The organism is Paenibacillus chartarius, from assembly GCF_042432825.1.
Classification (GTDB): domain Bacteria; phylum Bacillota; class Bacilli; order Paenibacillales; family NBRC-103111; genus Gordoniibacillus; species Gordoniibacillus chartarius.
Genome location: NZ_JBHLWN010000077.1, coordinates 336,579 through 350,056, shown reverse-complemented (window position 1 = coordinate 350,056; position 13,478 = coordinate 336,579). Strand labels below are relative to the sequence as shown.

The 13,478-nt window shown below is 55.5% G+C and carries 12 protein-coding genes; 6 read left to right on the top strand and 6 right to left on the bottom strand.

Annotation, left to right across the window (positions count from 1 at the left end):
- Window position 1 precedes the first annotated feature (1 nt).
- From ACFFK0_RS21285 to rbsK, 3 genes are all read right to left on the bottom strand, one after another.
- Window positions 2–757: a DeoR/GlpR family DNA-binding transcription regulator gene (locus tag ACFFK0_RS21285; protein ID WP_377472372.1), complete on the bottom strand. Its 756-nt coding sequence runs from the start codon at window positions 755–757 to the stop codon at window positions 2–4.
- 52 nt (window positions 758–809) lie between these two features.
- Window positions 810–1,643, bottom strand: a complete 834-nt coding sequence (gene kduI, locus ACFFK0_RS21280) for a 5-dehydro-4-deoxy-D-glucuronate isomerase (protein WP_377472370.1) — start codon at window positions 1,641–1,643, stop codon at window positions 810–812.
- 102 nt (window positions 1,644–1,745) lie between these two features.
- Entirely contained in the window at window positions 1,746–2,660 is a 915-nt protein-coding gene (rbsK, locus tag ACFFK0_RS21275; protein ID WP_377472369.1) for a ribokinase, read from the bottom strand.
- A gap of 221 nt (window positions 2,661–2,881) precedes the next feature.
- Here rbsK and ACFFK0_RS21270 point away from each other — a divergent pair, with 221 nt between their 5' ends.
- Window positions 2,882–3,292 carry a GNAT family N-acetyltransferase gene (locus tag ACFFK0_RS21270; protein ID WP_377472367.1) on the top strand — a complete coding sequence of 137 codons (411 nt, stop codon included), beginning with the start codon at window positions 2,882–2,884 and terminating at the stop codon, window positions 3,290–3,292.
- Between the two features lie 58 nt (window positions 3,293–3,350).
- On the opposite strand, the gene ACFFK0_RS21265 is transcribed toward ACFFK0_RS21270, so the two are convergent.
- The 3 genes from ACFFK0_RS21265 to ACFFK0_RS21255 form a co-directional block, all read right to left on the bottom strand.
- Window positions 3,351–4,196 (bottom strand): HD-GYP domain-containing protein, encoded by an 846-nt coding sequence (locus ACFFK0_RS21265; RefSeq protein ID WP_377472437.1) that lies wholly within the window; start codon window positions 4,194–4,196, stop codon window positions 3,351–3,353.
- Window positions 4,197–4,656: 460 nt separating this feature from the next.
- Window positions 4,657–6,171: a malate:quinone oxidoreductase gene (locus ACFFK0_RS21260; protein WP_377472366.1), complete on the bottom strand. Its 1,515-nt coding sequence runs from the start codon at window positions 6,169–6,171 to the stop codon at window positions 4,657–4,659.
- 518 nt (window positions 6,172–6,689) lie between these two features.
- Window positions 6,690–7,634: an ATP-binding protein gene (locus ACFFK0_RS21255; protein WP_377472365.1), complete on the bottom strand. Its 945-nt coding sequence runs from the start codon at window positions 7,632–7,634 to the stop codon at window positions 6,690–6,692.
- Window positions 7,635–7,865: 231 nt separating this feature from the next.
- Here ACFFK0_RS21255 and ACFFK0_RS21250 point away from each other — a divergent pair, with 231 nt between their 5' ends.
- From ACFFK0_RS21250 to ACFFK0_RS21230, 5 genes are all read left to right on the top strand, one after another.
- Window positions 7,866–8,282 carry a MarR family winged helix-turn-helix transcriptional regulator gene (locus ACFFK0_RS21250; RefSeq protein WP_377472364.1) on the top strand — a complete coding sequence of 139 codons (417 nt, stop codon included), beginning with the start codon at window positions 7,866–7,868 and terminating at the stop codon, window positions 8,280–8,282.
- A gap of 30 nt (window positions 8,283–8,312) precedes the next feature.
- Complete coding sequence (locus ACFFK0_RS21245; RefSeq protein WP_377472363.1) at window positions 8,313–9,782, top strand: MDR family MFS transporter; 1,470 nt, start codon at window positions 8,313–8,315, stop codon at window positions 9,780–9,782.
- Window positions 9,783–10,129: 347 nt separating this feature from the next.
- Entirely contained in the window at window positions 10,130–11,299 is a 1,170-nt protein-coding gene (locus tag ACFFK0_RS21240; protein ID WP_377472362.1) for a Gfo/Idh/MocA family protein, read from the top strand.
- A 39-nt stretch (window positions 11,300–11,338) separates the two neighbouring features.
- Window positions 11,339–12,394 (top strand): Gfo/Idh/MocA family protein, encoded by a 1,056-nt coding sequence (locus ACFFK0_RS21235; RefSeq protein ID WP_377472436.1) that lies wholly within the window; start codon window positions 11,339–11,341, stop codon window positions 12,392–12,394.
- A 24-nt stretch (window positions 12,395–12,418) separates the two neighbouring features.
- Window positions 12,419–13,276, top strand: coding sequence for a sugar phosphate isomerase/epimerase family protein (locus ACFFK0_RS21230; protein WP_377472361.1), 858 nt, complete (start codon window positions 12,419–12,421; stop codon window positions 13,274–13,276).
- The last annotated feature ends 202 nt before the right edge of the window (window positions 13,277–13,478 follow it).

The following is a 13,478-nucleotide window of genomic DNA, read 5'->3' as shown; positions in this document are numbered from 1 at the left end:
GTTACGGCGTGATCACGTCGACTCCGGCTGCACGGTAATGGGCGGCTGTTTCCAGGGACAGTCCGCTGTCCGTAATGATCGCCTTGACGTCCGTAAGCGGGGCGAACGTGCGCAGCGCCGTCCGGCCGAACTTGCGGTGATCGGCGACGGCATATGCGACGCGCGATACACGCAGCAAGGCCATCTTGAATTCGATAAAATCACTGGTGTAGATCGAGAGTCCGTCCTGGAGATGAATTCCGGTAGCGGACAGAAACGCCTTGTGTATGTTGAGCGATTGCAAAAAATGGACGGCTTCCGGGCCGGTCAGCATGTTGCGGACCCGGTAGCCGCCGGGAACGACGAGCCGAATCTGATCTTTGCGCGTCAGCTCGTTAATAATGTACAGATCGTTCGTCACGACGGTTATCGGAATATTGTCGAGCCGCCTCGCGATCTCCAGCGTCGTGCTGCCGCCGTCGAGCGCAACGATGTCGCCTGGCTCGATATGGCGCTGGACGATGCCGGCAATTTCGGCTTTGGCCTCGCCGTACAGCCCGTCGGATACGTTCGATCTCAAGATGCCGAGCTGGTCGCTTTGGGCCAGCATAGCGCCGCCGTGAACACGAACGAGCAGACCCCGCTCTTCCAGCTTGGCGAGGTCTTCGCGGATCGTCTTCCCGGTTACTTGCAGCCTGTCGCTAAGCTCGGCAACGGATACTTCCCGGCGCTCGAGCAGCAGCTCCATGATGATTTCGTAACGCCGTAGTTGGTTCACCGCTCTCGCATCCGTTTCATTGAAAGATGTTCCTGCAGGGGCGTTCGATTCCTTACTTCAGCTCCGTCATTGCAACGGCGTCCATATCTTCGAAGATTTGATTCTCGCCGGCCATGCCCCAGATGAATGTATAGTTGCTTGTGCCTACACCGCTGTGGATCGACCAGCTCGGGGAGATGATCGCCTGCTCGTTGCGGACGACCAGATGGCGGGTTTCCGTCGGCTCGCCCATCATGTGGAACACGACGCCGTCTTGCGGCATATCGAAGTACAGGTAAATTTCCGAGCGGCGGTTATGCGTATGGCAAGGCATCGTATTCCACATGTTGCCCGGCTTCAGCAGCGTCATGCCCATTACGAGCTGGCAGCTTTGAATGCCGCCGGTGTGGATATAGCGGTAGATCGTACGCTCGTTGGAGTTCGTAATCGAGCCGAGATGGTTCGGAGACGCCTCGGAGATCGCAATCTTGACCGTCGGGTATGTCTTATGGGCAGGGCAAGAGTTGAAGTAAAATTTGGCCGGGTTCGCCGCATCTTCGCTCGAGAACGCAACATCCTTCGCGCCGAGGCCGATGTACAGGCCGTCCTTGGACTCCATGGTGTACGTTTCGCCGTCAACGGTTACCGTACCGCGGCCGCCGATATTGATAATGCCGATTTCGCGGCGCTCCAAGAACGTGTCGGCGCCGAGCTCCTTCTTGTCGCCTTCCAGCTTGATCGTTTGGCCGACCGGAACGGCGGCGCCGACGATAAAGCGGTCTACGTGCGTATATACCATGGTCAGTTCGTTAGGAACAAACAGCTTTTCCATCAGGAATTCACTGCGGAGGCGGGTCGTGTCAAAGCCCTTCACTTCGTTCGGATGGTTGGCATAACGGATCTCCATTCAAAATCGCTCCTTTTGGGTTCATATTGGTTTAAATATGGTGCATATACGTTCACTTTACTCCGTTTTGGGCATTTTGGCAATGGGGAAGAGGGACTTGTATCAAGCCCTCATCAGCTCGTCAATGTCGGAGCGTGACGGAATGGATGATTGAGCGCCTTCGCGAGTTACCGTCAGTGCAGCTGCTGCGGAAGCGAAGCGAAGAGCGGAATGCAGCGGCATGCCCTCGGCGCGGGCGGCGGCGTAGGCGCCAATGAACGTGTCGCCGGCGGCAGTCGTATCTACGGGCTGTACGGGAAATGCCGGAGTCCTTATGCTGCCCTCCGGTCCTACGTACACCGAGCCGTGGCGGCCGAGCGTCACGATAACCGATCGGACACCGCGCGCCAGCAGGGCGCCGGCGGCTTCCTCCGCTTGAACGGGACCGGTTACGGGAATGCCGGTCATAAGCTCCGCTTCCGATTCGTTCAGGATCAGACAAGAAACGTAGGTCATCTCGCTGTCCGGGAGGCGGAACGCCGGTGCGGGATTGACATAGACGGGGACGCCTCGTTCGGCGGCTAGATGCAGGATGGCCCGGTTCGTTTCCCATGGTATTTCGTTCTGCAGTAAAATTGCAGCAGCGCCGCGCCATACGTCGTCGGTCAGCTGCTCAGCGGCCACGAAGCCGTTCGCCCCGGTGTTTAAAATAATATTGTTCTCGCCGTCTTCGCTCACCGTGATGAAAGCGAGTCCGGAAGAGCCGTCTACCGCGCGTACGTGTTCGGTACGGACACCTCTATCTCTCAGCGCGTTCAGCAGTACGCTGCCGAAGGCGTCCGTGCCGACAGCGCCGATCATAACCGCGGTGTCCGTATGTCCGGCTGCGCGTGCGGCGGCAACAGCCTGATTGGCGCCTTTGCCGCCGGGATGGTAGGCGGTGCCGAGTCCGTGAATCGTCTCGCCGGGCTTTGGATGACGGCGGACACGATTGACGATGTCCATATTGATGCTGCCTGCAACAACGATCTTGCTCATAGAACAGAATCCCCCTATCGGTTGTGCCGATGTGCTGCTCCCATAGTAGCATAATTCGGTATGGGCGTGATATCGGTGCCCGGAGCGCTACAGCTGCAGTCTAAGTGTATTCAATTTCGATGTCAGGGGAGGGAGGGCGCGTAGATTGAGTCCGGTTCGATATGTCATAATGAGGACAGGGCATACAGTGGAAGAATACTTGTACTGGGGGAGCAGAAGCTGTGGAGGAAATTCGCATCATTCCGAAAGAACAAGCGTGGCAGCTGCGTCATGAAGTGATGTGGCCGGATAAGGAACTGGATTATGTCAAGCTGGCCGACGATGAAGAAGGAACGCATTACGGGCTTATGGAGGAAGAGCGGCTTATCTCGGTCGTATCGCTGTTCGTACAAGGCACGGAGGCACAGTTCCGGAAATTCGCAACCGCAGTCCCTTATCAAAATAAAGGATATGGCAGCATGCTGCTGTCATATGCGCTTGGAATTGCTCAGGCGGCGGGTGTAAAGCGGATCTTTTGCAATGCCAGACGCGACAAGGCGCCATTTTATGAGAAATTCGGACTAACCGCAACGGAACAAACGTTTACAAAAGGCGGAATCGATTATGTCGTGATGGAGCGATTCTTTGATTGAACGTAAAAAAATCGGCAAGTACGGGGGAATGAAGCGGCCGTACTTGCCGTCATCGTAGTTAGCGGGACGCAGCCATAACCAGCGCAGGCGCGTAGCTGTCGTCTGCCGCAGGGGCCAGCTTGCCCTCGCGGCGAAGCACGGCGAGGAACGCCTCCGCTGCCGCAGGATCGAATTGCGTGCCTTTGTGCCGCTCGAGCTCGGAAGCTGCCGTCTCCACGGACAGCTTGGCCCGGTACGAACGGTTCGTCGTCATCGCGTCAAAGGCGTCAGCCACACCCAAAATGCGCGCGCCGAGCGGAATTTCGTCTCCCTTCAGAGCAAGCGGGTAGCCGCGGCCGTCGATTCGTTCATGATGATGGCGCACCATATCGGGAACCCCGATGTCCCGCAATGCCTTCATGCCTTTGACAATTTCGTAGCCGTCCTCGGCATGCCTCTTCATCGTCTCGAACTCCTCGTCGGTCAATCGGCCTTCTTTTTGCAGGATCGTCTCGGGCGTCCCGATTTTACCGATGTCGTGGATGAGGCCGGCCAAATAAATCGACTGGATTTGCTGCCGGGGCAGCCGCATTTCTTCCGCAATGGATTTTGCATAATTCGCTACATTGTTTGAGTGAAAAGCTGTGTACGGATCGCGAGCATCAATCGTCTTGGCGAATGAAAGCACCGTATTCAGCAGCAGCTCGTCGTTTGCCTGCTTTTGATTAAAATTGCGTCCCGATATGTAAACAACCCGCTTGATAACCGCGAACAGACCGGCCAGTCCAAGCATGGCGATCCAGAGCGGCGGCGACGGTTCGGCGTATAACGGGATCGTACCGATCAGAACGGCGGCAGCCAATGCCGTCCACTGCAACGGGAGCAGGCTCATCGCCAAATACGCGACCGGAAACGACAGCAGCACCAAAAGAAGAGGCTCCTGAAGCCAAACGTTCAGTATGACGGAAATAAATGACAGGACCAAAATGGATCCCCAGAACCATGCTCCGTATTTTCGTAACGAAACCGGACAGAAATGCATCGTTGAATCGGATTGACAGCTTCGCAGCAAGTCGTTTTCCAAGCGTTTCAGCCTCCTTTGCCCATGTCGCTTCTTTTTTTATAGTAAGTCACGAATTGAAGCAAGTCAACTGATGGAGCCATCGTAGTGTGCAGCCGGTACACCCAAGTCAGGGAAAGGGATAACAGAGGATTAACGAGGGGAACTTACTTGCAAGCAGATGCGTCCGTGAGGATAACAAGGTCCGAAACGGTGTTGCTGGCAGTGACGCGCATGGAAAGAGCAACAAGGTCATATGTGCTGCCGGATTCGTTCGGAAAGCAAAAAAAGGCCGCCGACACATGTCAGCAGCCTCATGGAGTTATTACGATACGGTTCGGTGTCCGATTTGCACCGGCACTTCATCGCTTAGGCCGAGTGTCTGAGCCGTCGACGTATGAATGTCGCGGATCAGATCCGTGTGTTTGAGCAGTGAAAGGCCATAAGAAGGAATCATTTCTCTGAGTTTCGGCTCCCACGTTTTGATGTGCTGCGGGAAGCAGCGTTCAATGACCTGCAGCATGACGGAAACGGCGGTGGAAGCACCCGGAGATGCGCCGAGCAAGGCAGCGACCGAGCCGTCGGCGGCACTAATGACTTCCGTACCGAATTGTAGCGTTCCTTTGCCGGCCGCGGTATCTTTAATAATTTGCACGCGCTGGCCTGCCACAACAAGCTCCCAATCTTCGCTTCTGGCGTTAGGCACGAACTCGCGCAGCGCTTCCATGCGCTGTTCCTTCGACAGCATGACTTGCTTGATCAAGTATGTGGTCAGCGGGACGTTCTTCACGCCGGCCGCCAGCATCGTTAACAGATTGTGCGGCTTCACGGAAGTGATCAGATCGAACATGGAGCCGAACTTCAAAAACTTGGGCGAGAAGCCCGCAAACGGACCGAAGAACAACGATTCCTGCTTGTCGATCACCCTTGTGTCAAGGTGCGGTACGGACATCGGAGGGGCGCCGACCGAAGCCTTGCCGTATACTTTGGCACGATGCTGCGCTACGACCTCCGGGTTCTTGCACACCATGAACAGTCCGCTGACCGGGAAGCCGCCGATTCCTTTGCCTTCCTGGATACCGGACTTTTGCAGCAAATGGAGGCTGCCGCCGCCGCCGCCGATAAAGACGAATTTGGCCGTATGGCGCTCCACGTTACCGGTGCCAATATTGCGTACCTTCAATTCCCACAGGCCGTCTCCGGTACGTTTAATATCATCGACATTTTGATTGTAACGGATATCGACGTTCTGATTTTTCAAATGGGCGAACAAAATGCGCGTTAATGCGCCGAAATTCACATCGGTACCGGATTCGATTCTCGTTGCCGCAATCGGCTTGTTCACGGTCCGGTCCTTCATCATCAGCGGAATCCATTCCTTCAGCTTCGCCGGATCGTCGGAATATTCCATTCCTTTGAACAACGGATTGGCGGACATCGCTTCAAACCGCTTTTTCAAAAACTTTACGTCTTGCTCGCCTTGTACAAAACTCATATGAGGGACCGGTACGACAAAGTCCCGCGGGTTCCGAATGAGATTGCTCTTGACCAAATAAGACCAAAACTGCTTGGATACTTGAAACTCTTCGTTCACTTTGACAGCTTTGCTAATATCTATGGAACCGTCCTGTTTCTCTGTGGTATAGTTCAGCTCGCACAGGGAAGCGTGGCCTGTTCCCGCATTATTCCATTCGTTGGAGCTTTCTTCCCCAGCAGTTGCGCGCCGTTCAAACACTTTAAGGTTCCAGTCCGGTGCTAGTTCCTTCAGCAGCGACCCCAATGTCGCACTCATGATCCCGGCACCAATTAAGATAACGTCTGTTTTCGTTTGCTTGCTCATAGTTACCGTCCTTATATCCTAAGATTTGCAGAATGGAAGTAGGCGCACCATCTTAGGCACTACAGTAAGCCAGGGCGCGACCTCTTCATACGACTTTTCTGGTTCAACATAATCATATCATAGTGTATCACTATTATTTATAGATTCAAATATTAGTTTGTTATATGGATGATAGATATAAGCTATTTCACTGCCGGCAATCGTCAAGCACCTCTTTGATCTTCTGCAGCATACCGCGTGTATTGGTAAACGGCCAAACGGATTTCCGCGACAGTTCCGATACAATCGCTTCCGCTTCCCGGCATCTTGAAACCCTCCAAAAATGCTCTTGCAGCGTTGCTCCTATATGAGAATTGAGGCAGTCAATTCATTATACACAAAAAAGGATGCGTGCAACGGCGTAATTATAGCCAAAATAAAAACCCTGACGCCTCTCCAAACATAGAGTGGGCGCAGGGCTGTTGCGAACTGCCGGGTCGGCAAAACGGACGCCGCTCGGAAAGCGGCGCTTGCACCGATTACAGGTCTTCTCTTTTGTGCAAAGGCAAAGTTACCGTAAATCTGCTGCCTCTCCCAGGTTCGCTCTGCAGGTCTACTGTCCCCCTGAACGATTTGACGACCGCAAAGACGACCATCATGCCTAGTCCGGTGCCGCCTTCCTTCGTCGTGAAGAACGGCTCGCCGATTCGTTGCACGTCCTCGGGCGCCATGCCGGCGCCATTATCCTGGATCACAATGCATACCTGATTGCCGCGCACGGTTGAATGCGCTTCCACTTTTCCGTAAGGTTGAACGGCTTCGATAGCATTTTTCAGCAAGTTAATGAAGGCTTGCCGCAGCTGGACCCGATCGCCCCAAAGCAGTGCATCCTCGATACGGACGGTCAGTTCAATCTGGTTCAGGCTGGCGAGCGGCTGCAGTACTTGCTTGACGTAGCTGAGCTCCTCTTCTAAGTGAAGCGCTTCCAACTGTTGCGGCGAAGGCCGGGCGAACGCCAAATAATCGGTAATAATTTGTTTCGCGCGATCAAGCTCCTCCAGCGCCAGGGCGGTATAGACATTCTTCTTGTCATCCGAAAGATCCGGCTGTTTGAGCAGGGAGATAAAGCCGCGGGTTACGGTAATCGGGTTTCGTACTTCATGCGAGACACCGGCGGCAAGCGCGCTGATCGTTCTCAGCTTATCGGACCGGGCAAGCTCGGCTTTGACCAGCGACAGGCAGCGGAAATGCGCGTAAGTCAGCACAGCGATCATGAGAAAACTGACAGCCAGCAAGATGTTCAGGGCAACACCGGCAAAGCACATGATTACGAACAGCCAGGCGAACGTTAACCATGAAATCAGGAACGTCCGGTCGATGCGGGTGCGAATCAAACGGATTCGCCACATAACTGTCGTCTGCAGCAGAATGAACGGCAGAGCGTAAGCAGCCGTTTGAGCGATTGCGTATACCGTAATCAACAACCCCTTTATTCCAAACTTTTCCTGTCGAATACAAAATAGTTTCACCGAATCGGGGCAAAATCCTGCTCGTCCTTGCGGGTTTTGGCGAATCTTTAGAATATGCCGATATTGTCGATCAATGTTCTGAACGTTGTAACGGGCGGCTTTACATTTTCTCGCATCGGAGGTAAACTTTTTCGGTGGATAATTAAGTCTTTGAACTATTTAATGATTGAACAAGGAGGGCGGAGGTTGGGCGATGAATCGATTCGACGCGAGCTGTCGCATCGTTTCCGGCTGTTAATCAGGAAAACGAAGAACGAATACTCGCGGAACATCAACGAGGGCATTTCGAATGCGCAATATACGATGCTGACGATTTTGCGGGACGAGGGCTCCTGCAGCTGTACGGAGCTCGCAGAGCGAATCTATGTTACGCTGCCGGCCGTGACGAATTTGGCGAATAAGCTCGTCGAGAGCGGTTGGGCCGAGCGGCTCCCGCAGCCGTCCGACCGGCGTGCGGTGCTGCTTCGCATTACGGAATCCGGCGAAGCGCTGCTTGCCCGTATCGACGTCAAGGTCAATGAGGTCATAGACCGGTTGTGGAACAAGCTGGACGCGGAAGAAGTTGAGCAATTTGAACGTTTGCTCGGCAAATTATTGAACTAGAAAAAGATAAGGGATAGGAGAGTTGGAGGAATGGAATTGAGTCAACAAAAGACGATGCCTTTCGGCCCGATTATGCTGGCCATCGTTTGCGGCTCGTTTTTGGCCATTTTGGGGATTAGCACGATCAACGTCGCGCTGCCCGTCTTGATGGAGGATTTCGGATCGCCGCTTAACGCCGCACAATGGACGTTAACCGGATTTATGCTCGCCACGGGCATCGTTGCTCCTCTTTGCGGGTACTTGTCCGACAAATTTAGCGCAAAGCTTGTGTATGGCATTTCGCTATTAGGGTTTACGCTCATGTCCATGGCATGCGCACTAGCCTGGAATATGGAGTCGCTCATCGCCTTTCGGATCTTGCAGGGCGCCTTCAGCGGAATTGTCATGCCGACGACGATGACGATCATCTATCAGGTGATTCCGCGGGAAAGGCAGGCATTCGCGCTGAGCTTATGGAGCTTGTGCGCCATGCTGGCGCCGGCCATCGGTCCTACGCTGGCGGGCTGGCTTGTCGAACGCTTCGATTGGCGGTGGCTGTTCTACATTAATATCCCGTTCGGGGTACTGGCGACACTGCTCGCCTTCCGCTTGATTCCTTTTTACCGGGTCGGCCGCACCCCTTCCTTCGACGGCATCGGCTTCGTGACGGCGTTGGCCGCTTCTACGGCGCTGCTGCTGGCCTTCAGCGAAGGAAATACATGGGGCTGGGCGTCGATTCAGATCGTCGGCCTGATCGCGTTCGGCTTCGTTATGCTGGGAGCCTTCATTTGGCGCGAGCTGACGACGGAGCATCCGCTGCTGAACTTATCGGTGTTCAAGGAGTTCCGCTATACGCTGAGCTTGATTCTTAGCTGCATTGTGACGATCAGCCTGTACTCGGGAACGTATTTGACACCGCTCTTCCTGCAAAATATACAGCGGCTGTCCGCCATGGATACCGGCTTGATCCTGCTTCCGGCGTCGCTTGCCATGGCCGCCTGCATGCCGCTCACCGGCGCGCTGTACAAGAGGGTAGGACCGGTCGCGCTCATCGTGTCCGGCGTCATCCTGATGGGCGTCGGCACGTATGCGATGGGCCATCTGCACCTCGATACGTCGAAAGCCTATATCATGTTTTGGATGGCTGTCCGCAACGTCGGCATATCTCTGGCGACGATGCCGGCGACGAATGCGGGAATGGAAGTCATTCCTCGCGTGCTGAGCGGTCATGCGTCTTCCGCCAACAACTGGATTCGGCAAGGGTTCGGCTCGTTCTCGATCGGCCTGTTCACGTCGCTGCTCGTTGCTCGAATGACGGTCCATAGCGCCGAGCTGGCCAAGGGGGCGGGGAACGCCGCTGCTCCCGATGCGAAGCAGGCGGCGCTCATTCAAGCGCAGTCGTTCACCTCAAGCGTGAACGATGTGTACTTCGTCGCGACGGTCATCGTGCTGCTCGCGCTTCCGCTGACGTTTTTGCTGCTGCGCCGCAAGCAGCCGGCCGCGCTGCCGGTGAAAGCGTAACGCCGCGTTGTATAAAGCCGGGCAGGGTTCGACCTTGCCCGGCTTTACGATTCTATTTTGCAGGATCAGCCGCACCGTATCAGATCGGTCGCCGTCTGAGCTGCCGACCGCCAATCACCTGTATGCGTTCCTCACCTATCACTACACAACATATCGGACTGATGCTTAGGCGCGCCTACGGTAAAAACGAAAGCACAATCAATTCCAGCATATTTTCCATGAAACCGCAACCACAGTCAAATGAAAGACTATATCCGTCAATGCGAGTAAAGCTCCGTCCGAATGCCGCGTGATACAATAACTGTGCAAGCAAGCTAAAATGGATCGCAAATGAAAGGCGGCTGAACATGAACGAAATGCGAATCGGTATCATCGGACTGGGCAATATGGGCACAGGCCATGCGCAATATTTGGCGAAGGGTCAAGTGAAGAACGGCGTATTGACGGCGGTATGCGACGATAGACAGGAGCGGCTCGAATGGGCCCGCAAGGAGCTCGGCGAGCAGGTCAAGACGTTTGCGAATGTCGAAGAGTTCCTCGGCTCGGGAGCGATCGACGGCGTGATCGTGGCGACTCCGCATTATTCCCATCCGGAGCTTGCGATTAAAGCGTTTGCATATGGTCTGCACGTCCTGATCGAGAAGCCGGCCGGCGTCTACACGAAGCAGGTGCGCGAGATGAACGAAGCCGCCGCCGCTTCCGGCAAAGTGTTCGGCATTATGTATAACCAGCGGTCCAATCCGCTTTACCGTAAATTGCGGGATCTGATTATCTCCGGGGAGCTCGGCGAAGTGCGCCGCACGAACTGGATTGTTACGAACTGGTACCGCTCGCAAAGCTATTACAACTCGGGCGGCTGGCGCGCGACGTGGGCCGGCGAAGGCGGCGGCGTGCTGATCAACCAGGATCCGCATCAGCTGGATCTGTGGGGATGGACGACGGGGCTGAAGCCGAAGCGGATGCGGGCGTTTTGTCAATTCGGCAAAAATCGCGACATCGAGGTCGAGAACGATGTGACGGCATATGTCGAATACGAGAACGGGGCAACCGGCGTATTCGTCACGTCGACGACCGATGCACCGGGAACGAACCGGTTCGAGGTGTCCGGCGACCGCGGCAAAATCGTCATCGAAGACGGCAAGCTGACGTTCTGGCGTCTGCGCGTTCCGGAATCGGAGTTCAATGCGACGTTCACCGGCGGGTTCGGGCAGCCGGAATGCTGGAAATGCGAAGTTCCGATCCAATCCGGCAACGGCGAACAGCAGCATGCCGCCATTACTCAGGATTGGGTTAACGCGGTCGTGAAGGGTACACCGCTGCTGGCGCCGGGCGAGGAAGGAATTAACGGCCTGATGCTGTCCAACGCGATGCTGCTGTCGACATGGACCGACAACTGGGTTGATTTTCCGATCGATGAAGAACTGTTCTACGCCAAGCTGCAGGAGCAAATCCGGCAATCGAAGACGACCAAAGTGGCCGGCGAATACCAAACCTTGAACGTACAAGGAACTCATTAATAGCGGAGGGAACGAACAGTGACTCAGAAGCAGGACGGTATGAATTATGCTCCGCAGGGCAAGCCGAGTCCAGTCGTAAGCGGACGCGATTTTGTGTTTGCGGCGACGGCGCTTGACCACGGGCATATTTACGGCATGTGCAACGGGCTCGTTGAGGCGGGAGCTACGCTGAAATGGGTGTACGACCCGGACGCGGAGAAGATGGAAGCTTTCAAGTCCCGCTACCCGGGGGTGCAGCTGGCTTCGTCGCTCGATGAAATTTTGCAGGACGCGGAAGTGAAGCTCGTCGCCGCGGCGGCGGTGCCGTCGCTGCGCGGTCCGCTTGGCGTGAAGGTGATGGAGCACGGCAAGGACTATTTTACGGATAAAACGCCTTTCACCACGCTTGATCAGCTGGAAGCCGCGAAAGAGGCGGCGGCGCGGACAGGACGCAAATATATGGTGTACTACAGCGAGCGTCTCCACGTGGAAAGCGCCGTATTCGCAGGACAGCTCGTACAGGACGGAGCGATCGGCCGCGTCGTGCAGGTGCTCGGCCTCGGGCCGCACCGGTTAAATGCGCCGTCGCGTCCGGCGTGGTTTTTCGAGAAGGAGAAGTACGGCGGTATTCTGTGCGATATCGGCTCCCATCAAATCGAGCAGTTTTTGTTCTATTCCGGCAGCAAGGATGCGACGGTACTGTCCAGTAAAGTGGCGAATTACCACTGCAAGGAGTACCCGGAGCTCGAGGATTTCGGCGATGCAACGCTGCTCGGGGACAACGGCGCGACCAACTATTTCCGCGTCGACTGGCTGACGCCGAACGGTCTTGGCACATGGGGCGACGGCCGAACGATTATTCTCGGTACGAACGGCTATATCGAGCTTCGCAAATACATCGATATCGCGCGCGACAAGTCGGGAAACCATCTGTACTTGGTTAACGGGGAAGGGGAGCGGCATCTGGAGCTGTCCGGCAAAGTCGGCTACCCGTTCTTCGGCGAGCTGATTCTGGACTGCCTGAACCGGACGGAGAAAGCAATGACGCAAGAGCATGCGTTCAAGGCGGCGGAGCTGTGCCTGCGGGCGCAGCTGCAAGCGCAGCGGGTTGAATAGAGCGAAATCAAGGAGGCGATGTTGATGAAGCTGTCCGTATTTACAGTAGCTACGCCGGATTTGACGCCGGAGCAGCTGGCGCAAGAGGCCAAGGCTGCCGGGCTGCAAGGAATCGAGTGGCGGTACAAGGAAGTTCCCGAGGGGGCGAAGGGAGAAGCTCCATCGTTTTGGCGCAACAACCTGTGCTCCATCTCGCCGTTTGCCGGCGATGAAGAGAAGCTGCGGTTCAAAGCGGCGGCGGAAAGCGAAGGCTTAGTATCGCTGAGCGTTACGCCGTATGTCGGCGTTGGCGACGTGGCCGGCACAGAAGAGGTGCTGCGTACGGCGAAGCTGATCGGCGCGTCGTTCATCCGGGTCGGCATTGCAGGCTATACGAGTGCTTCGACGTCGACGTATCCGGTATTGTTCGAGCAGACCCGCGGCTTTCTGCAGGAAGCGGCGGAGCTTTGTAGGCAGTATGGCGTGAAAGGTCTCGTCGAGACGCATCACAATACGATTGCGGCCAGCGCCAGTGCGGCGCGCAGGCTGCTTGACGGGTTCGACCCCGACGTTCTTGGCGTGCTGTACGACCCGGGCAATATGGTGCATGAAGGCTATGAGCAGTACCGCGCCGGCATCGAGATGCTAGGGCCGTATTTGGCTCACGTGCATGTGAAAAACGCCAAGTGGCTTCCCGGCGAGCGCGCTGCAGAAGGTACGATAGCCTGGACGAGCAGCTGGGCGCCGATCCGCGAGGGCGTCGTGAACTGGAAGACCGTCATCGATGCGCTGAAATCCGTCGGCTACGACGGTTATCTCGGCGTGGAGGATTTCAGCGGTCAATACGATTCGCGGACGATGCTGAAGGAGTTCGCCCGATATATGCATGAATTGAACGGATAGATTGAACGGAAAAGCAAGGAAGGAAGCCGGTGCACCCGCTGGGGTGTACCGGTTTTTGCCGTTGGCGAAAAAATCGAAAGTGAAATTTACGTGGAAAATATAGGGTATTTTGTCTGTAAATAATATTAAGTTTTTGTCGAAGGAAGATTACAGGAAATGGGCGTATGGTATGATGGTTAGGGAAAATTTGGGATACAAACCG